This is a genomic window from Microcoleus sp. CAWBG640 (assembly GCF_020883015.1).
Classification (GTDB): domain Bacteria; phylum Cyanobacteriota; class Cyanobacteriia; order Cyanobacteriales; family Microcoleaceae; genus Microcoleus; species Microcoleus anatoxicus.
On the sequence record NZ_JAHRFC010000036.1, the window covers coordinates 20,902 to 41,386 of the forward strand.

Consider the following 20,485-nt stretch of genomic DNA (forward strand, 5'->3'; position numbering starts at 1 on the left):
GAACCTATGCGGGCAATTCTCAAAAAATGGCTTTACCAAGAACGCCGGGTATTGATTACTGCAACTGTGGCCACCAGTACGGTCATCTTAGTTCGCTGTAGCGGACTTTTGCAGGTATGGGAATGGGCAGCTTTTGACCAATTTATGCGCTGGCGCCCGGCAGAAGCAACGGACAATCGCATCGTCATTGTCGAAATTGGGGAACGTGACTTGCAAAAGTACGGCTACCCCATTTCTGATGGTGTGATGGCCCAATTGCTGCAAAAATTAAATGCTGGTAAACCGCGGGCGATCGGTCTTGACATCTACCGAGATTTGCCAACTGCACCCGGTAATCCCCAATTACTCAAAACTTTTACAACTATTCCTAACTTAGTCGGGATTGAGTTGATGGCCGACGAAACGCGCTTGGGAGTTCGGCCACCTCCGTTACTGAACAAGTTCGATCGAGTTGGTTTCAACAATGTAGTCATCGATGCTGACAGTAAGGTGCGTAGAATGTTGCTTTACGCTTGGCCTGGAGATGGCAAAACTCGCCAAAGTTTCGCACTCAAATTGGCTTTGCTTTATCTCGACTGCGAAGGGGTTTCCCCTCAGCCAGCCTCCGTGAATCCTAAATACTTGCAGTTAGGTAAGGGGGTTTTTCAGCCTTTTCAACAAAATGATGGTGCTTATGTGCGATCGGATAGCCGCGGTTATCAAATTTTGGCTTCCCTGCGCGGCCGATTAGGCAGTTTTAAGTCTGTGTCGATGAGTGACGTGCTTTCTGACAAAGTACCAGCCGATTTTGTGCGATCGCGCGTTGTCTTGATCGGCTCAACAGCAACTAGCCTCAAAGACTTTCATCAAACTGCTTACAGCCACAGCTTGTTCTCATCTCCCCAGGAAGTATCGGGAGTGGAACTTCAGGCTCATTTCTTGAGTCAAATTTTGAGTGCATCCGTTGATGGGCGTGGGAGTATTCATGTTTGGTCAGACTCTGCGGAGTGGCTATGGATTTTACTATGGTCTTGGGTAGGAGCAAGTGTGAGCTGGAAGTTGCGATCGCTTAGTCGATCGGCTTGGTGCTTATTGACTATCAGCACCTTTCTCACTACCACTGTATACTTAGCTTTCTTAGCTGGTTGGTGGCTACCATTAATTCCCCCAATCCTCAGTCTTTTAGGTTCCGGAGTCGCAGTTGTCGGTTATCTAGCTCACTTGCAAGAAGAATTGAAACGGTCTAAAGAATTTTTACAATCCTTAATGGATACAATTCCCGATCCGATATTTGTCAAAGATAAAAATCACAGACTGGTGGTTTTAAATCAGGCCTATTGTCGATTTATTGGTGCTGCTTTGGAGCAGCTTATTTCTCAAACCGATTATGATTTATTTGCCAAATCCGAAGCAGATATATTTTGGGAACAAGACGAATTAGTATTAACCACTAATTTACAGCTAGAAAATGAAGAAAAATTTACCGATACTCACGGCATCACCCATCTCACTGCTACTAAAAGGTCACTCCATAAAGATGCCGCCGGCAATGTATTTTTGGTGGGAATTATCAGAGATATTACTGAACGCAAGCGCTTGGAAGAAGCACTCCTGCAAAAAAATGCTGAACTTAGTCACCAAGCAGATCATGATGCTCTCACGGGTTTGCCCAACCGTAAATTTTTCTATGAACGATTGAATCAATCTCTAGAAAAAGCATTGATTAATAATGAATTGGTAGCTTTACTATTTTTAGATTTAGATGGATTTAAGTTAATTAATGACACTCTCGGACACAACATTGGCGATTTGCTTTTAAAAGCAGTTGCCGATCGCCTCAAACGTTGCTTGCGTGGCAGCGATACTATCAGCAGATTGGGTGGCGATGAGTTCACAGTCATTTTGCCGGGAATTCCCGGTCGCGAGGAAACTGCAACAGTAGCTGAAAAAATACGCGACACAATTCAGCAACCTTTTATATTAGAAGAACATACAGTTTCTGTAAGTACAAGTATTGGTATTAGTTTGTATCCCGTGGATACTCAAGATCGAGATGTGTTGGTGAACAATGCTGATACTGCAATGTATCGTGCTAAGAAACTTGGTAAAAATCAATATCAGTTTGATTGAAGTAGGCGATCGGCCATCAGAAGGAAGAGAAATGCAATTGGGTGCATCTCAATTTTGTAAATATATTCGTAGGGGCGAAGCATGACCGCTGTAAATCTCTGGTTATCACTAATGAATTGTCTGCGGTCATGCTTCGCCTATGCAAAATCGGGATGCACCCAATGCAATTCCCCTATGTTAAGACACTTTAAGTTTTATTTCTGAATGTTAAGCAGTGTCTAAAAAAATATTTTAGTCTTCAACCCTACTGACAAGATGCTACCCGATGTATGACACCCTCTACGGTGGTAGTACACCCCCTTGGTGCAACACCCCCTGATGTATTTTTAATGATAGTGAAACTTATTCAACAATTTTGATTCTTAATTTCAAGTAATATTAAAATTTGCCAAAATCCCAATTCAACACAAAATTTAAATAACTGAACAAGCGTTTATTTCAAAGGGTTTCAGCATTTTTACTAGGTTCGTTTACAAAAAAGTCAAGACATCAGTGAATTTACTTAATTTACTAGATATAATAGTTTTCAGGGAAGTGCATCAACGGGAATAAACACTATGGGTACTTTGATTCGGCTCACAACCATGGCAACGCTAGCTACGTGTCTGCAAGTGAATATGGACAGACCAGCGCTTACTGCTGGACAAGTCTGCAACTCGACTGGTAACTTCACAGCAGGTCGATCGACCTGGACAACTTCCAATAACTTTAGGTTTGAAAATTACTCACAATACGAACCAGACCCGAATGGGAACCCGAAAAGTGACGGTACGGGCACCCGCTAAACAGCTCCCCATCTCTCCCTCTGTGTCCTCTGTGTTCTCTGCGGTTAAATCATTCCAATACAACCGGAAACGCTGTCAATTGTCCTGTGGTTGGGAAACAGGGCCAGATTTATACCAATGGCAATCATGAATTAAAGTGTGCCTGCACCAATCAGGGTGACTGAGGGGATAATCAAGTCGGTAGTGACCACCTCTACTTTCAGTACGGAAAGCAGCACTTTTGAGAATTAAGTAGCCAATATCCAATAAATTGCCAACTTCTCCCCAATTTCGTAACACTACGCTGTTTTCTGCATCAGCCGGGGAAAAATTGAGAATTTGTCCATGTTGTAAATAATTAAGGGTTTGACTCAAAGACAAAGAGGCAAATTCTTGTCGCCAAATTTCCACTTGAGCGATCGCACTTTCCAAATCCCTTTGGCCGCGACAAATTCCCGCACTCTGCCACACTAAATTCGGCAGATCGATCCGTAACTTTTCGATCGCCTCAATGTCAGAAACATGAATCGATTTTGCGATAATTTCCGGTGAATCTTCCTCATCCTCAACAGCCTTGTCGCTGATACTTTCTACCTTCAACAGCGCCATTTGCGAGCCAAAAACTAGACATTCTAACAGGGAATTACTCGCCAATCGGTTAGCACCATGTACCCCCGTGCTGGCAGTTTCTCCCACGGCGTACAAACCCGGAATCGAAGTTTCGTTGAACCTATCGGCGATAATCCCTCCCATCCAATAATGGGCGGCTGGGGTGACAGGCACCGATTCGGAAAACAGGTCAATTCCCCAATCAGCACATACTTGAATGATATTCGGAAACCGATAGCGCAGTCGATCGACCGCAATCGGGCGCAAATCCAGCCAAACATGAGGTTCCCCTGTCTTCTGCAAGTGGCGGAAAATAGCACGACTGACAACATCCCTAGGAGCGAGTTCACCCGAAGGGTGATAGTCAAAAGCAAACCGATATCCTTTACTATCGACCAAGTGAGCCCCTTCTCCCCGCACCGCTTCGCTAATCAGAAACCGAGGCGCGCCCGGTTTAGTCAAGGCTGTAGGATGAAACTGCACAAATTCTAAATCTCGCAGCAGGGCTCCGGCGCGCCATGCAATTGCTACCCCGTCTCCGGTACTTACTGACGGATTGGTGGTTTGAGCAAATACCTGTCCGCCACCCCCAGTTGCTAGCACCACGGCCTGAGCCCGCAACCACTTGACAGTAGAGCCACAAATGGCGCTAATCCCCTGACAGCGCCCGGTGTCGTCTAGCCACAGACTGAGTGCAAATGCAGGAGAAAGCAGTTGAATATTTTGGCGGCTCAATACTTTTGCTGTCAGGGTACTCACCACTGCTTTGCCGGTGGTGTCTGCTGAGTGGAGTACGCGGCGGCGGGAGTGGGCTGCTTCTAGGGTGAGTGCTAAATCTGTCCCGGTGCGATCGAATGCAACGCCCATTTTTACCAAAGCATCAATACACTCAGGCGCTTCTGCTACTAAAAATTTCACCGCTTCCGAGTCGCAAAGGCCAGCCCCAGCTACGAGTGTATCCTGAACGTGGAGTGCCGCAGAATCTTCCGGGGCGATCGCCGCAGCAATCCCTCCTTGGGCCCAATCGCTAGCAGAAACAGGCAGAGTGTTTTTATTAATCAAACCCACCTGCAAGTGTTCTGGGAGGCAAAGTGCCGTGTACAGACCGGCCGCCCCGGCACCTACAACCAATACGTCAAATTTGTCAGTCATTACTCCGCAGTGGTTAGACTTTTCAAGTCCGCCTGCGCGGATGAAAGTTTGTATAGCTTCTTACTTAACTATAGCAATGTTTATGAGAGAGTTCTCCTACAGTCCTGGACGCAATTGTCACCATTGCTAAGGTGCTCTACTTTGCCTAAGCCCTAAAAATTGTTCAAAAAACCTACCTGACGCACCGGAAAATTCGATCTTACCTAGGTCGGTTGCATCCCGGAATAACAATCAATAAAACGGAGTTAATTTACTCAAACAATCTCATTTTGAGCCCTTGATTTTTGATGAAATAATGCTCATGATTGAGGGGATATTATTGCTTATTATTGCTGCTTTCTACTTGCTTTTTAGTGAAGTGGGACATCAAGTAGAAAGCAGAAGTCATCAGCCTCAAGATTTTTTTTATTTTCAGCTTTTGGCATTCTGACTTCTGCTTGATGACTCAGCCGTCTTGCGACTGACGGGGTTTGTATCCCAAAGTTTCGTTCAATCCAAAATCCTTGCGGGTGACTTTGGCTTTCTAGTCGTAGAGACCATTGTTCAATCTGTTGTCTCCTTCAATAAAGACTGATTCAACATCGGTAACTGTAAATTTGTCCAGGTTAGCTTGCAACAACTTTTTCTGAGCTTCTGTCAAGTCGGAGATTTTGAGTACATCTTCAACTTTTTCGTAAGGAGCATTCTTAATAATTAGTCGAGCTAAAGTGGGATACAGCCCTGGATATTCCCGAAAGTATCGGACACCGCTGTTGTTCAAATCCAGTTTTTTGCCAAATTCTGTGGCCAGCTTTTCGTCGGCGCGATTGGTTCTCGTCGGCGCTTCCACGGCGATCAGCGATGATGATGGCAATACCAGACGGCTCAAAGAAGCCGCGATCGCGCTTTGGTCCCCAGCCCAGGCGAAGCAGCCCAGCACTAAGCCCAATACTGCCAATAGACGACCTAATCGTTTCATGAAGTTATGTCTCCCAATTTAATACACAGCATTTATGTAGAGATTACCATTTTGCTTATGCAGTTTTCGCAAGAAATCGGGCACGGGCGCGGAGTCCGAATTCTTGGCTAACTCTTGCCCATGGATTTCAAAAAAGTGTCCAAGTCTCGATAGGTACTCCCGTAAGTCACTGTCGGAGTGTCGTAACCTTTCAAATCCACGACGTGGCGATCGAAAGCGCTCTCTGCCCCCAATTCCCGCAGGTATTTGTAGGTAGTTTGTCCTACGGCGATGTCTTTACCCAGTTCCTTCGTGCAAGATTCCAAGCGAAACGCAGCATTGACAGTATCTCCCAAGGCTGTGTAGTCCGATCGATCGCTGCTACCAGAATTTCCTACCATTGCATAACCAGTGTTAATACCCACACCGACTCGCAAAGGAAAAGGCAGGGGGTAACGAGTGCTCAGTTCATCCGTTGCCTTGTGCAGTTCGCTCAAAGCTTGACAAATTAGCATCATGTCCTCATTACTCACACCATCGGTTTTGTGGAACCAGACTGCCATGATCGCATCGCCAATGTATTTGTCTACCCAACTACCGTGTTTGCGAATGATGTGTCCTGAAGAACGGAACCAACTCCCAATCACTTCTGACAGGATAGTTTCGTCTAGCTGCCGAGTCAGCACCGTGAAGTCTCTAATATCCATTACCATGACACTAATCAGGCTGCGGACTGTTAAAGTTGCTGTAAAATCATCGGAGTCTGTGTCGTAGGTCTGAGGCAGTTGGCGACTAGCGGTTGGGTCATAGAAGTCTAATTCGGTTTGACCAAACATCAGCCGATCGCCATTTTTGAGTGTCACCGGAATACTTACCCGCCGCCCGTTGACAAAAGAACCATTGCGGCTTCCCAAGTCGATCAGGTAAAATTCTCCAGTTTCCATTTGCTGTAACATCGCATGATTCCGGGAAATCCAGCGATCGACTAACACAAAATTATTGTCATCACTCCGCCCTACTGTCCAGCAATTGCTGCCAGCCAGGGGCAAGTAGCGATTGCCACCTTCTGTGCGAAGTACCATATGTGGGTTCGTTTGCAAAGTCACCACAGTCTTAGAAACGACATCAATTCGACCGATTTAAAGTTCTACACTTGCAATTTTAGATTGACCGGGAGTTTTATAATTGATAGTTTGGCTAAAAAAACTCAAATCCCCTATTCTAAAATTTTAGATTGTTTAGTCGATTTACGATGCACCGGACTGACTTAGTATGACCGAATTCTAGGGCACCCACAAGCGAGCTTATCTATTGTTGCTGCCAAAAGTTACGCCCATGCAGCAACCCTTGTTCAAATAGAAACCAAATAATTTTATGTTGTCGAAAAGAATTTTGCCCTGTCTGGATGTAAAAGCTGGCCGCGTCGTCAAAGGTGTCAATTTTGTTAACCTTAAAGATGCTGGCGATCCGGTAGAAATGGCACAGGTTTACAATGATGCTGGTGCTGACGAGTTGGTGTTTCTGGATATTACTGCCACTCATGAAGACCGGGACATTATTATTGATGTAGTGTACCGGACTGCCGATCGAGTTTTTATCCCTTTGACAGTCGGTGGTGGTATCCAATCCTTGGATACAATTAAAAGTTTATTGAGGGCTGGTGCCGATAAGGTGAGTATTAATTCAGCGGCGGTGCGCGATCCAAGTTTGATCGACAAAGCTAGCGATCGATTTGGCAATCAGTGTATTGTAGTGGCGATCGACGCGCGCCAACGACAAGACGCAGATCATCCCGGTTGGGATGTGTACGTGCGCGGAGGGCGAGAAAATACGGGCAAAGATGCCGTCGCCTGGGCAAAGGAAGCCGAAAAACGTGGCGCGGGCGAATTGCTGGTGACAAGTATGGACTCTGATGGCACTCAAGCTGGCTACGACTTGGATTTAACCAGAAGCATCGCTGAAACAGTCGAAATTCCAGTCATTGCTTCCGGTGGTGCGGGCAACTGCCACCACATCTACCAAGCAGTGACTGAAGGCAAAGCCGAAGCAGCCCTGCTAGCTTCGCTGCTGCATTACGGCCAACTCAACGTCGGACAAATTAAGACTTATCTAGCAGAATGCCAAATTCCCGTGCGCCAGTAACGTCAATTTAAGCCGAAGATAGAAGGGAAGATGGGGCAGGGCATTAGTGTCAACAACCAGGTAAAACCAATAGTCCGGCAGGGGTTGAAACCCCTGCCTCAAAGCGAAAGTCCTCGCTATGAGGACTCATGATTTCTTCAGTCCTCTTCAGAGGACTTTAGCTATTAGACAGGGGTTTCAACCCCTGTTGGACTCGCGGGATGACCAACGAACTTGGCGGACTGACAGCTTAAGTTGACACCAATGGGGGCAGGGCTGTTTCATTCTCAAGAAAACGATGATTGTGTAGAGGTAGTGTCAAGAATGCCTACCCCCCTCACAGACGATTTTGGATGTGTTTGGTGAGATTGGGGCAACCACGGGGGGTTTGCCCCTACAAGAGAATGAAATAGCCCTGGGAGATGGGGAGAGTGCTCACAACTATCACCTGACGCTGCAACCGGAATTGAGATAAATTCATCCTCTCGGTGTGTCCCCATCACTGTCTTGTCCCTGTTTCTTGTTCCCTCTTCCCTATTCCTTGTGCTTTTTTCAAAATATTCCCTGAGAAGGATTTCAAGCGCCTGTTCTTTTAGTTAAATATATATTAGTTCAATTTGAAAGACGGCAACTGCTCAATGCTATTGCTGCTCTCAAAATTCAACTCAATATTGTCCAAAGTTTGATTAATCATCAACCTGTTGACAATTGTCGCAGCGAAAAAAAATCTAGAAAAGGAAACTTGTTGGTATGTCTTTTATGAATTTTAATCTATCTGTCAAGGGTTTAGTTCGCAGTTTTGTAGCAATTTGTTTTTGTACATTGTTGTTTGTTTCTAACGTTTTTCCTGCCTTTGCAGTTACTAGCAAACTTACAGAAGCTACCGACCAACTTTTAGGCATTGAAAAAGAAGCTCAAAAAGCAGTTTTAAAAGACCCGATGTCTATGGAAGAAACTCAGAAAAAAGCCAACGAAGGGATTAATGAAGTTCAGGGATCTGCGGACAGCGAAAAGATGCTGAATCCTGGCAACACCAGTGCTACATCTTTTGAGCAACAAGTCAAAAAGGCTGTTAGCAAGATCAAAGACTAATTTGTTTGTCAGTTTTCAATTGTTAGTCTCAAATTACTATTAAATCCCTGGCTTATTAAAGAAGTCGGGGATTTTGTCATGATGAATCAGGCGAATTACTCTTGGTTTAATTCCACACTTCCTATCCCAAATCCCAAATCGGTATGGGGATTAAATTGAATAAAAAAGCGGAAAAGATTTAGCATCTTTCGGTTTAACAAAAACTCTTTGTTGTGGCTGCAACTGTAAATTGTCAAACCTTTCTCTAGTCAAATTAGCATTGACTACTTGACCGTCATCTAAAGTTAATTCTACCTGAATTTCCCACCCTAAATGAATCAAGCGACTGATTCTGGCTGGTACTGTGGCACTGTTTTCTGTGGTTTCAATTACCACGTCGTGAGGGCGCAAGAACATCTCCGGGTTGGCTGAGTCAAAGCCGTTGTCTTGAAACATCCTGGAACTGCTGGGCAATACATTCACAGGCCCGATAAAACTCATGACAAAAGCACTGGCTGGATGGTCGTAAATTTCTGCGGGTGTTCCTACTTGTTCGATTTTACCTTTACTCATGACTGTAATTCGATCGGCAACTTCCATCGCTTCTTCTTGGTCGTGGGTAACAAAGACTGTGGTAACGTGAACCTCGTCGTGCAATCGTCGCAACCAAGCACGCAAATCTTTCCGAACTTTGGCATCCAGTGCTCCAAAAGGTTCGTCTAACAGTAGCACTTTTGGTTCCACAGCCAAAGCTCTAGCTAGGGCTACCCGCTGTCGCTGGCCACCTGAGAGTTGCGACGGGTATCTATCCCCCAATCCTCCCAACTGCACCAAATTCAACAATTCCTCTACCCGCGATTTGACTTTCGCAGGTGCTGTTTTCTGAATTTCCAGCCCAAAAGCGATATTTTTCCGCACTGTCATGTGTTTGAATAGGGCGTAGTGCTGAAACACAAACCCAATTTTGCGGTCTTGGACGCTGGTATTGGTGGCATCTTGGCCTGTGAGCCAGATTTTGCCGGAGTCGGGCATTTCTAAGCCGGCAATCAGTCGCAGCAGGGTAGACTTGCCTGAACCGGATGGGCCTAGTAATGCGACTAGGGAACCGGATTCAATTTCTAAGCTGACTCGATCGAGTGCTTGGAAACTGCCAAACTGTTTTGATACGTTTTCGACAACTATGCCCATAGGAAGTTCGGCAGCGGATTATATAACGGATTTAACGGATTTAACGGATGGATGTTGACGCAATAGGTTCGAGGCAAGAGCTTTGAGCCAACGGGCATGAGTGAACAATGTTAATCTCCGGTTTTGAGGTCGGGGATTAGTAGTTTTATAACACGATCGCACACCCGTTTGTCAATTCTAGGGTTTCTCAGCATCGCCACCGCACCTCCATAACAAAAAAAAACAATTCTTGACCGCCAAAGTTGCCATTTGGTAGTACAATGCAGCAAAAGTTAAAGCGTTTTTTAGATTTCAAGGGCTGAGGGATAAAAGAAAATGGGAAATGTTGGACGTGTGCCTGTAGGCATTATCGGCGCTTCAGGGTACGGCGGCGTGCAACTTGTGCGATTGCTAGCGGATCATCCAGCGGCCGAAGTCGTGTATTTGGGCGGGGATAGCAGTGCGGGAAAACCTTATTCCAGCCTGTATCCGCATCTGACTAACTGCATTGATTTGACTGTCGAGGCGATCGACTTAGACAAAATAGCGGCTAAATGTGAAGTTGTGTTTCTGTCGCTACCCAACGGTTTGGCTTATCAAATGGCACCAAAGCTGATTGAAGCCGGCTGCAAAGTCTTGGATTTGTCGGCTGACTACAGGTTTGAAAATCTTGACACTTACAAAGCTTGGTACGGTGGCGATCGATCGGACTCTGCTCTAGCAGCCACCGCTGTTTACGGTTTACCAGAATTGTATCGCGATCGCATTAAAGACGCTCAATTAGTCGGCTGTGCTGGCTGCTACGTCACCGCTAGTTTATTAGCGCTGGCACCCTTGCTCAAGCAAGGTATCATCGTTCCAGAAACCGCAATTATCGATGCCAAGTCTGGATCTTCGGGAGGAGGCCGCAAAGCCGAAATTAATCTATTGTTGGCAGAAGCTGACAATTCTATAGGCGCTTACGGCGTGGGCCGCCACCGCCACACCCCCGAAATTGAGCAAATTTGTAGCGATTTAGCCGGACACGATATTAAAGTCCAATTTACTCCTCACCTGATGCCGATGGTGCGGGGAATTCTGGCAACTGTTTACGCAAATTTGCGCGATCCGGGATTGGTGCGGGAAGATTTAATCACCATTTTCAGTGCTTTTTACCGCAATTCTCCTTTAGTGAAAGTGTTGCCGGCTGGGGTTTATCCGCAGTCAAAATGGGCTTGTGGCACGAATCTTTGTTATATCGGTGTGGAAGTAGATCCGCGTACTGACAGAGTAATTGTGATGTCGGCGATCGATAATCTAATTAAAGGTCAAGCCGGACAAGGCATCCAGTGCATGAACTTGATGATGGGCTGGGAAGAAACTTTGGGTTTACCTCAATTGGCTTTCTATCCGTGAACAAACCTGATTAACTGGTTCCCAGGCTCTGCCTGGGAACCGATATCCAGAGGCTCTGCCTCGCAAAATCTAGGAAAATAATCACTTTTGTTAATCCTCACAAAGCCTAGGAAAATTGGAGGCAGAGCCTCTGGATCTGTGTTCCCAGGCAGAGCCTGGGAACGAGGATTCCCAATTGCCAAATTTTACTTTGGCCCGTAACCGATCGCACCAGCATAAATTGCCCGATCGCCCAATTGAGCCTCAATCCGCAATAAACGGTTATATTTAGCCACCCGTTCGCTGCGACACAGAGAACCAGTCTTAATTTGACCAGCGCGAGTCGCTACTGCTAAATCAGCAATGGTGGTATCCTCAGTTTCACCGGAACGGTGGCTGATAATCGAGCGATAACTGTTACGTTTACCCAAGTCGATCGTATCCAAAGTCTCCGACAAAGAACCAATTTGATTCAGCTTAATCAAAATCGAATTACTCGCTTTCAAATCAATCCCTTTTTGGAGGCGTGTACGATTAGTCACAAACAAATCGTCACCCACTAATTGAACTTTGCTGCCCAATTTTTCAGTCAGCGCTACCCAACTATCCCAATCGTCTTCATGCAAACCATCTTCAATGGAAACGATCGGATATTGACCAACCAAACCATCCAAATAATCGATTAATTCTGCTGGCGAATGAGCAACACCGTCATAGGTGTACTTCCCATCTTTGTAAAACTCGCTAGCAGCAACATCCAAAGCCAAAGCAACTTCTTCACCCGGTTTATAACCAGCTTTTTCAATTGCCATCATCAACAAATCCAAAGCTTCTTGATTTGAACCTAAATTAGGAGCAAAACCGCCTTCATCACCAACACCAGTCAGCAAATTCTTGTCTTTCAAAACTTTGGCGAGACTAGCAAATACTTCTGCACCCCAGCGCAAAGCTTCCTTAAAAGATGGCGCTCCGACCGGTACAATCATAAACTCTTGAATGTCTACATTATTGTCCGCGTGGGAACCGCCGTTGATCACATTCATCAGAGGCACTGGCAGAACGTTCGCCAAAGTGCCACCCAAGTAGCGGTAAAGGGGGAGTCCTAAAGTCTCGGCCGCCGCCTTTGCTGTGGCTAAGGAGACTCCGAGAATGGCATTTGCGCCCAGGTTGGACTTGTTGGGGGAACCATCTAAGTCAATCATGGTTCGATCGATTAATTCTTGGTCGATCGCATCTAAATCAATCAAAGCAGGCGCAATTTTGTGTTCAACATTGTCAACAGCCTTGAGAACTCCTTTACCACCGTAACGTTTTTTGTCATCGTCGCGGAGCTCGTGGGCTTCAAAGGAGCCTGTAGACGCGCCGCTGGGGACTTGGGCGAGTCCGACAACACCGTTGGCTAGGTAAACTTCCGCTTCAATCGTGGGGCGGCCACGGGAGTCGAGGATTTCTCTGGCCTGAATAGATTCGATCGCAGTATCTAGCATATTAACGATTCCTGACTTAACTCAAGGTTCCATGACAATTAGCATTCAGTTGGTGCTTGGTCACTGAATGCCGATCGCTAATAGATTACGCTATCCTCAGAATTATTGCTTCATAATTCAAAATATTTGCAGATTTGGGCGATGCGCCGATGGGGACAAGATTTATTCAAAGTCCCCCTTCTTAAGGGGGATTTAGGGGGATCGGGATATGTGGACAGAACAACTATTAGAAAGATTGCCGATAGGGGGACTGCTAATTTTTGACTTAGGATTTTTTAATTTTGTGTGGTTTGACGCTTTTACTGATAGCGGAAAGTTTTTTGTTAAGGGGGAAAATGAAAGATGCAGTCACCTACTTAGTCGAGCATCATAAAATGTTGGGTTTGATTAAACAAGAGCGAAAGCGGCATAGAGAGAATGCCACTTTTGAGCAAGAAATTTGGGGGTCAACTGCTTAAGTTGACACCAATGGGCACTGCCGTGTCCTAATTTTGGCTAAGAATTCCCATGCTACCGGAAACGATATCACAACAAAAAGGAGCTTAGTAGAAAAATTTAGGCGGTTTTGCTCCGCTTGCGCTTAGCCGCCAACAAACCACTCGCGCCAAGAGCAAGTCCTAACATCGTGGTGGGTTCTGGTACTGGTTGGACTGTGAGTTCGTAGTTGCCGTTGTGAGAAATTCCGTCGTCTGAGGCTGTCAGTCCCGACCCCGTGGCGCTAAAGCTGTACTTGTATTGAGTCACGCCGCCGTAGGTTAGTTTGATAACTTCGCTCGCTTGTAGCGGTGTGGTGCCAAAGTTCGCCACGACACTAGACGGTAGGGCTTTTAGTAATAGTGTTTTTGCATCGAAGTGACCGGCTAAGCCAATCTTAATATCACTGGTAGCGGTGTCCTGATTCACATAAGAAACGTTGGGGTCACTGAATCGTTGGAAGAGGCCTGCATTTAAACCTGTATTATAGATGGTTGAACCGAATATATTAATCACGCTGCTGAACCCGTTAGCAGCAAAGACATCCTTAAACCATCTGTTAGCGAGGTTATCTGCCCCATAACTGGTGTCATAGGTCCCTGTTTTGGTTGTAAACCAGTCTGCCCCATTCAGGCTGCTGAGGATAAGATTCATGCCGAAGAGGGAGCCAGTCAAGCTCGTAATGGGAGCTGTCTTGAAATTGGTAAGACCGACAGGACTCGTGTACAAGCTCGTTTCGCTATTGGCAAACAGTTCGACGTTGCCACCAGGGCTCGCCGCGGAACCATCTAATACAGTGGATAAAGAGGCGGAGTCGTCGCGAACCGTTTGATTACCAACTTGTTTGTAGAGCAAGTAGTCAGTGCCGGCGGTTCCAGAGACAGTAGGGTTTGTTAAAGATGCGGCAAAAGATGAGGCCGCTGTGATTGCGCTCATGCTAGCCACTAATGAAGTGCTGATTAAAAATTTCCAAGCTGCCTTCGCCATAATAATGCCTCCGAGGGATGACTGTTTGTCTGTTGCTATGTTTATAACTCTCTTTTAGGTGTAATGCTGTAAAGGTTCGGCTAATTTTTGGTTGGGTAAATGTAAAGATTAGGTAAATCTAGGACTTACGCATTGACAAAAAACATTATCTATGTATTATAGATCATGCCATCACTGCTAAGGTTAGCCAAAATATACTCACGGACAACTAAGAGGCCTCCACTTGGAACCTTTCCATAAATCAAAGTGTCAACAAAATAAATCAAAATAGAATAAATCTAAGATGTTAGAAACAAATCTCAGAGAAATTAGAGCATTAGCTGAAATATCCAGCCCAATTATTCCCGATCCCTCCAACATCAAATTATTAACAGGCCCCTTGCCAAATCAAGGCGACCCCAACTTTTTTGACCTCACCGCCAATGACGATGTAGTTCAATTAGCCAACGGAATTCTCCGCAATACTCCAGGAGGTTTGCGGGCTTTGAGTGGCAACGATTTTGTCCGAGGTTCCGGTGCTGCGGAATTAATTAATGGTAACAGCGGCGGAGATACTTTAATCGGAGGTTGCGGTAACGACACTATTCGCGGCGGTCAAGATTCAGACATTATTTATGGAGAATGTGGCAATGATATTATCAGTGGAGATCAAGGCGATGATTACGCTTACGGAGGCACGGGAAATGATTTTTTGAGAGGCGGCAAAGGCAATGATGCTTTAGTAGGAGAAAGTGGCAACGATACTCTAACTGGTGATGCTGGAATTGATCGACTTTGGGGAGGAGAAGGCTCAGATTTGTTTGTAATTAGAAGAGAATCTGGAGCAACTTCGAGAGAATTTGGTTCTGAGCAACCTCGTCCAGTTGGGACTTTTCCTTCTAATGTAGAACAAGTGCCAGCAGATTTTATTCTCGATTACAATCCATCTCAAGGAGATGTAATTGGATTGGCGGGAGGATTGACGCGAAATGATCTTGTTTTGACTGAACGGTTTTTGACTATTGGTGATGCGAGAGATTACGACAGCAGCGGGCCGATTCCTCCAGGAAGCATTATAACTACTGAATTTAGATTTTTAAACACTAAGGCGACGGTGATTCGGGAAGCTAGCACCGGCAATATCTTGGGTTTGGTGAAAGATGTTTCGCCCAGTCAACTTCAGTTTACCTCTGTGTCTGATAGTGCGATCGCCCTTGGATAGAATTTGTGAAAAAACCCCGGTTTCTTTGGGTTTAGATGCGTAGGCCAGAAACCGGGTTTTTACGAGAATACTTGGTTACAGTTTAGAAACTCCAAAAAACCCGGTTTCTTAGATGACGCGCGGGTGGCCAGAAACCGGGTTTTTACGAGAATACTTTATTAGACGTTAGTAAAAATACTGCTATAGCGGTTCTCAAGCGTGGTGAGGTATGCCCTATGCCCTATGCCCATGAGTACCTCATCTTTCAGAGAAAGGCTATAATTGGTTATCAAAGGAGATATGATAGTAATAAATAAGTTAGTTATCAATCGATTATGTCTGCCAAAGATGTTTTTCATGAAGTTGTTAAAACAGCGTTACAAAAGGATGGTTGGCGCATCACCCACGATCCGTTTATGATTAGTGTGGGCGGTGTGGATATGTTGATCGACCTGGGAGCCGAAAAGCTGATTGCGGCAGAACGGCAAGGCTATAAAATTGCTGTTGAGGTGAAAAGTTTTTTGGCAAAGTCGTCACCAATCTCGGAATTCCATAGAGCATTGGGACAGTTCATCAATTATCGAGCAGCACTGAAGCAAAAAGAACGTGACCGCATTTTGTATTTAGCTGTACCTTTAATAACTTATGAAGATTTTTTTCAACTGGAGTTTCCGAAGGCAAGGGTTGAAGAAAATGAAATTAAAATGATAGTTTACGATATAGCAAGTGAGGCAATTGTAGAATGGATAAATTAATAAAATATCGACAAATCGTGCAGCAGATGTTGGGGGAGCATGGCAATCGCAAGCCGGCTCACGGAGACATTGAAGTCGAGACAATATTTGATACAGAACGAGATCACTACCAAGTCTTCCTGGTGGGTTGGGATGACCAAAAGAGGGTACATCACTGTAGCATTCACATTGATATCAAGCGTGGAAAAATTTGGCTTCAGTGGAATGCGACTGAAGATGATATTGCTGAGGATTTAGTAATAGCAGGAATTCCAAAGGAAGATATAGTTTGGGGATTTCAGCCACCTTTTATGCGGAAATATACGGGTTATGCAGTGGAATAGACAGCAAATCGGCGAAAGAACTCGGTTTCTTTTGTTTTGATGCGTAGGCCAGAAACCGGGTTTTTGCGACAACATTCGTTACAGTCGTAGAAACCCCAAAAAACCCGGTTTCTGGAGTTAGATGCGTAGACCAATTCGTGACATAAATCCAGCAAACATTAAGATTACCAAAAATCCGACACATCATATCCCGTCTCCCGGAGCATTTGCCGCAACAAAGGCAAACTCAAACCAATCACATTCGTGTGACAGCCTTCGATTTTTTCAATAAAAAAACCGCCTTTACCTTCCAGTGCAAAACAGCCAGCACAGGCGAGAGGTTCCCCCGTAGCAACGTAAGCCGCGATTTGGTGAGAGGTAACTTCGGCAAAATAAACTTTTGTAACTTGACAACGAACGATCGATCGATCCATTGCCTCATTGAAATCATCAAATCTATTATCAATTAAAGCATGGCCAGTATACAATTCACCTACTTTACCCCGCATTTTCTGCCAACGGGAAATTGCCTCTTCGGCATCTTGCGGTTTACCGTGAATTTCCCCATCAATCACCAAAATTGAATCACATCCTAACACCAAACAGGAATTAGGATGAGGAATTTGGGGATGAGAATTAGCCCGCAAAAACTCAGCTACAGCATTAGCTTTTCCCTCAGCTAAAACCTGGACTAATTTAGCAGCATCCCTCATTTCAATTTGCCCTTCATCAAAATCGCTTGGGCAAATTACAGCTTGAATTCCAGCATTTTTAAGCAGTTGGCGGCGTGCTGGGGAAGCTGAGGCTAATACAAAAGTTGGTTTTTTCATAAGTTAAGAAGTCAGTTGACTGTTGACAGTTGTCAGTTGACAGTTGTCAGTTGACAGTTGCCATCGCAAGCCCAATGCCCAATTCCCAATGCCCAATTCCCAATGCCCAATTCCCAATTCCCAATTTCCTAATAAACAGAAAAAGACTTAACTACTTTCTCGAAAGCTTCTTTAACTTTCGGCCAACGTTCTTCGGTAGTGGAAATATTTAGTGTAAAAAGCTTACCACGACTGACGGCTACGCTTGCTAAGTTATGCCGTTGTTGGTTTGGAAGCTTGACGGCGTATTCTAAAATGTAATAGTTTTTCGATCGCGATTCGCGAGATCCAGCATTGACTAACTCAGCTTCTCGGCCGGAATCTGGTGGCGCGATCGCATTTTTGCTAAGCTTGTAACCAACCTCCGATGGCGTTCCCAAATCCGCCAGAGTTTTATCTCCCGTCACAGGACTGATGACCACGCTCACATTCTCAGTTTGCTGAATCAAATCGCGAAATACCACATCCGGGCCATTAGCAACCGCAATCGGTAGCCAGCCGTTGGGATAGAGAAACTGATAGCCATCGCCAGTATCAACATGGCTTTTGAGTCCGACAACGTTAGATACACAACTGGTCAAGCTGAGGCTGAACACCACCAGAAGCATGGTTACAATTCGTTTGATCATTATTTTTGCGATCGAATGACAGTTAAATATTTGTTTCTAAATTATCCCACCAAACCTTGCCCCTAAAAACAGTTAAGCTATGGATTGTAATTTGCGTAGCGCTTACAAGCCATAGCTTAACTGTTTAATTTTTAACCACATCATTAAATATGGGTAAACCAGGTAATCAGTCCATGCTTGGTGGAAACTTCCAAAGCCAGCAGTGAGACAAAACCAATCATGGCGAGGCGACCGTTTAAGCGTTCGGCGTAGGGAGTAAAGCCGGTGCGCGGTTCGTCATCGACGTATACTGTTGGTTCGATCGCAAAATTGTTCATTTTTCCTTGGTCATCCAGCATTAAGCCTCTGTTAGTCATGTCAGTTTCCTAAATTTGTTTTGTGTACTGTAAATAAATGTAACAGACTTATGAAGATATGTAAAGGAATGTGAGAAAGTTTTTTTTAGATAGTCGATCGAAACAGGAGGTAGTAGACTCTCGGCCCCCGACAGGGGAGGATAGAGTCAGCGAGGTTAAAGAGTGCAAGGTATATAGCAAATCCAGTCTGGGTTTGAAAATTTGGGAACAGAGGAAACAATTATGCGTACCAGTCTGGAAATGCGGTGGTTTTGTAACGGAATGTTACCAAAGGCGATCGGGCAATGGTTTGGAAGCGAAAGTCTGGGTGGGTATCTGTCACCACCAGAAGAACGAGAAGACTTATATTTACTGATACCGGGCTGCGACTACTTGGGAGTGAAACTGCGCGGGAAAAACCTACAAGTAAAGTGGCGACAGGCAGAATTCGGGGCGATGCAGTTCGGAAATCGTTGGGAAGGGAAAGCCGAGAAGTGGCTGAAGTGGATTTGTGCCGACACAATGGGCCCACTACCAGCGGATTTAATCGCCACAGGAAAATGGGTGAAAGTCAAGAAAAAACGAGCACAGCGTCTTTACCAAGTTTCTGCCCCTGGTGCGCTGATGTCTGTCCCCGTAGAAGCACCCATACCCCAAGGCTGCATAGTAGAAATCAACCAATTGAATATTAATGGTACTCCGTCGTGGACTTTGGGATTTGAAGCCTTTGGAAGCGAAAGTTTTTTGACAGAAAGTCTGCAAACAGTCGCTAATTGGACTAGCAAAAATTATCAGGCGCAAAGGTTGACAACAGAGGATTCTTCTAGTTATCCAATTTGGCTGGCAAGTCTCTCTACACCAAAATAAACAGAGGAGACGGCAATGCCCAAAGCGTGTCAACTTAAGGTCAAACCCAGTCAGAGACTACGGTTTGACTGTTAAGCCTAGATCCCCCCTAGCCCCCCTTAAGAAGGGGGGAACCGGAAATGGATCAAAGTCCCCCTTCTTAAGGGGGATTTAGGGGGATCTAGACTTGGCTATGAACGAGAGATACCAAGGCTTTCAGGCTTAAGTTGACACCAATGGGCTCTTGGAGTGTCCTGGCTATGAGTAATATTAATTCCTTTCCATCCTGAATTTTGTCTTTTTTAACTGTTACACAATCTAGAAATCCCAAGTAAACTCACCATCTCTAAATTATAAAGATATCGTAAACCTTGAATTTGTGTAACCAAATATTACATAAACATATAATTTCAAAAAATCTTCCCTTAGTATGATACACTCGAATCGCACATGATTTAGACAAACCCATTGCAACACCAGGCCAGTGAAAGCCCACTTCATCTCAGGACTACCACGCTCAGGCTCTACCTTGCTCGCAGCTTTGTTGCGCCAAAATCCCCGTTTTCACGCGGCCATGACTAGCCCAGTGGGGGGTTTAGTAGAGCGAATGTTAGAAGCGATGAGCGAAGATAATGAGTTTTCCATATTTATTTCACCGGAACAAAAACGGGCACTGATTCTCAGCATTTTTTTTGCCTATTACCACCCGCAAGCTGACAAAGAAATCATCTTTGATACTAATCGTCTTTGGTGTAGCAAATTACCCTTAATTCGGGAACTATTTCCTGAAGCAAAAGTCATCTGCTGTGTGAGAAATGTTGCCTGGATTATGGACAGCATCGAGCTACTGATTCGGCGCAATGCCTTTGATGTTTCCCGGTTATTTAATAATCCAGCGGAACGGGCCACAGTCTACAGCCGCACCGAGGCATTAAGCCAAGGGACACGCTTAGTTGGTTATGCTTACAACGCTTTGAAAGAAGCATTTTATAGCGAACAAAGTGCATCTATTCTACTGGTAGATTACGAACTGTTAACCATAAACCCGACTAAAACAATGTCGCTAATTTATCAATTTCTGGGCGAAGAACCTTTCGAGCATGACTTCGAGAATGTTCAATATCAAGAGCCAGAATTCGATAATCGACTCAACACGAAAGGATTGCATCAAGTGCGTCAAATAGTCGAATTTAAACCGAGACAAACGGTTTTACCACCCGACTTATTCGATCGATTTGATAGCTTATCTTTCTGGATAGATTCAACAAATAGTCGTGCCAGCGCTATAGTCGCGAAAGCTAAATAAACCTCTAACAT

General features: G+C 45.1%; 20 protein-coding genes. 11 read left to right on the forward strand and 9 right to left on the reverse strand.

The window, feature by feature from the left end:
- Positions 1–6: 6 nt before the first annotated feature.
- Both AAFP11_RS18145 and AAFP11_RS18150 read left to right on the forward strand, forming a co-directional pair.
- Positions 7–2,109, forward strand: coding sequence for a CHASE2 domain-containing protein (locus AAFP11_RS18145; protein WP_341738345.1), 2,103 nt, complete (start codon positions 7–9; stop codon positions 2,107–2,109).
- Positions 2,110–2,666: 557 nt separating this feature from the next.
- Positions 2,667–2,894, forward strand: coding sequence for a hypothetical protein (locus tag AAFP11_RS18150; RefSeq protein ID WP_341738346.1), 228 nt, complete (start codon positions 2,667–2,669; stop codon positions 2,892–2,894).
- Between the two features lie 75 nt (positions 2,895–2,969).
- Here AAFP11_RS18150 and nadB read toward each other — a convergent pair whose 3' ends face one another.
- From nadB to AAFP11_RS18165, 3 genes are all read right to left on the reverse strand, one after another.
- Positions 2,970–4,634, reverse strand: coding sequence for an L-aspartate oxidase (gene nadB, locus AAFP11_RS18155; RefSeq protein WP_341738347.1), 1,665 nt, complete (start codon positions 4,632–4,634; stop codon positions 2,970–2,972).
- Positions 4,635–5,157: 523 nt separating this feature from the next.
- Positions 5,158–5,592 (reverse strand): photosystem II complex extrinsic protein PsbU, encoded by a 435-nt coding sequence (gene psbU, locus AAFP11_RS18160; RefSeq protein ID WP_341738348.1) that lies wholly within the window; start codon positions 5,590–5,592, stop codon positions 5,158–5,160.
- A 107-nt stretch (positions 5,593–5,699) separates the two neighbouring features.
- A complete protein-coding gene (locus AAFP11_RS18165; RefSeq protein ID WP_341738349.1) occupies positions 5,700–6,653 on the reverse strand; it encodes an adenylate/guanylate cyclase domain-containing protein in 954 nt (317 codons plus the stop codon).
- A gap of 292 nt (positions 6,654–6,945) precedes the next feature.
- On the opposite strand from AAFP11_RS18165, the gene hisF reads away from it, so the two are divergent.
- Both hisF and AAFP11_RS18175 read left to right on the forward strand, forming a co-directional pair.
- Positions 6,946–7,713, forward strand: coding sequence for an imidazole glycerol phosphate synthase subunit HisF (gene hisF / locus AAFP11_RS18170; RefSeq protein ID WP_341738350.1), 768 nt, complete (start codon positions 6,946–6,948; stop codon positions 7,711–7,713).
- 729 nt (positions 7,714–8,442) lie between these two features.
- Entirely contained in the window at positions 8,443–8,784 is a 342-nt protein-coding gene (locus AAFP11_RS18175; protein WP_341738351.1) for a low temperature-induced protein, read from the forward strand.
- Between the two features lie 150 nt (positions 8,785–8,934).
- Here the strand turns inward: AAFP11_RS18175 and AAFP11_RS18180 are convergent, their stop codons facing one another.
- Complete coding sequence (locus AAFP11_RS18180) at positions 8,935–9,951, reverse strand: sulfate/molybdate ABC transporter ATP-binding protein (protein WP_341738352.1); 1,017 nt, start codon at positions 9,949–9,951, stop codon at positions 8,935–8,937.
- Positions 9,952–10,266: 315 nt separating this feature from the next.
- Between AAFP11_RS18180 and argC the strand changes: the two genes are divergently transcribed.
- Positions 10,267–11,325 carry an N-acetyl-gamma-glutamyl-phosphate reductase gene (gene argC / locus AAFP11_RS18185; protein ID WP_341738353.1) on the forward strand — a complete coding sequence of 353 codons (1,059 nt, stop codon included), beginning with the start codon at positions 10,267–10,269 and terminating at the stop codon, positions 11,323–11,325.
- 185 nt (positions 11,326–11,510) lie between these two features.
- On the opposite strand, the gene eno is transcribed toward argC, so the two are convergent.
- Entirely contained in the window at positions 11,511–12,791 is a 1,281-nt protein-coding gene (gene eno, locus AAFP11_RS18190) for a phosphopyruvate hydratase (protein ID WP_341738354.1), read from the reverse strand.
- Positions 12,792–13,126: 335 nt separating this feature from the next.
- On the opposite strand from eno, the gene AAFP11_RS18195 reads away from it, so the two are divergent.
- On the forward strand, positions 13,127–13,249 hold the full coding sequence (locus AAFP11_RS18195; protein WP_341738379.1) for a hypothetical protein: 123 nt from the start codon (positions 13,127–13,129) through the stop codon (positions 13,247–13,249).
- Between the two features lie 97 nt (positions 13,250–13,346).
- Here AAFP11_RS18195 and AAFP11_RS18200 read toward each other — a convergent pair whose 3' ends face one another.
- Positions 13,347–14,252 (reverse strand): NF038130 family PEP-CTERM protein, encoded by a 906-nt coding sequence (locus AAFP11_RS18200; RefSeq protein ID WP_341738355.1) that lies wholly within the window; start codon positions 14,250–14,252, stop codon positions 13,347–13,349.
- A gap of 283 nt (positions 14,253–14,535) precedes the next feature.
- On the opposite strand from AAFP11_RS18200, the gene AAFP11_RS18205 reads away from it, so the two are divergent.
- From AAFP11_RS18205 to AAFP11_RS18215, 3 genes are all read left to right on the forward strand, one after another.
- Complete coding sequence (locus AAFP11_RS18205; protein ID WP_341738356.1) at positions 14,536–15,453, forward strand: calcium-binding protein; 918 nt, start codon at positions 14,536–14,538, stop codon at positions 15,451–15,453.
- A gap of 314 nt (positions 15,454–15,767) precedes the next feature.
- Positions 15,768–16,187 carry an element excision factor XisH family protein gene (locus AAFP11_RS18210; RefSeq protein ID WP_341738357.1) on the forward strand — a complete coding sequence of 140 codons (420 nt, stop codon included), beginning with the start codon at positions 15,768–15,770 and terminating at the stop codon, positions 16,185–16,187.
- The gene (locus tag AAFP11_RS18215; protein WP_341738358.1) at positions 16,175–16,510 is read left to right on the forward strand and encodes a XisI protein; all 336 of its coding nucleotides are present in this window, start codon (positions 16,175–16,177) and stop codon (positions 16,508–16,510) included. Before AAFP11_RS18210 ends, AAFP11_RS18215 begins: the two co-directional genes overlap by 13 nt.
- 164 nt (positions 16,511–16,674) lie before the next feature.
- Here the strand turns inward: AAFP11_RS18215 and AAFP11_RS18220 are convergent, their stop codons facing one another.
- The 3 genes from AAFP11_RS18220 to AAFP11_RS18230 all read right to left on the reverse strand — a co-directional run bounded on the left by AAFP11_RS18220 (position 16,675) and on the right by AAFP11_RS18230 (position 18,343).
- A complete protein-coding gene (locus AAFP11_RS18220) occupies positions 16,675–17,319 on the reverse strand; it encodes a nucleoside triphosphate pyrophosphatase (RefSeq protein WP_341738359.1) in 645 nt (214 codons plus the stop codon).
- Positions 17,320–17,447: 128 nt separating this feature from the next.
- Entirely contained in the window at positions 17,448–17,987 is a 540-nt protein-coding gene (psbP, locus tag AAFP11_RS18225; protein WP_341738360.1) for a photosystem II reaction center PsbP, read from the reverse strand.
- A gap of 143 nt (positions 17,988–18,130) precedes the next feature.
- On the reverse strand, positions 18,131–18,343 hold the full coding sequence (locus tag AAFP11_RS18230) for a chlorophyll a/b-binding protein (RefSeq protein WP_341738361.1): 213 nt from the start codon (positions 18,341–18,343) through the stop codon (positions 18,131–18,133).
- A gap of 222 nt (positions 18,344–18,565) precedes the next feature.
- Between AAFP11_RS18230 and AAFP11_RS18235 the strand changes: the two genes are divergently transcribed.
- Positions 18,566–19,189, forward strand: coding sequence for a hypothetical protein (locus tag AAFP11_RS18235; RefSeq protein ID WP_341738362.1), 624 nt, complete (start codon positions 18,566–18,568; stop codon positions 19,187–19,189).
- Between the two features lie 463 nt (positions 19,190–19,652).
- The gene (locus tag AAFP11_RS18240) at positions 19,653–20,474 is read left to right on the forward strand and encodes a sulfotransferase (RefSeq protein WP_341738363.1); all 822 of its coding nucleotides are present in this window, start codon (positions 19,653–19,655) and stop codon (positions 20,472–20,474) included.
- Positions 20,475–20,485 lie beyond the last annotated feature (11 nt).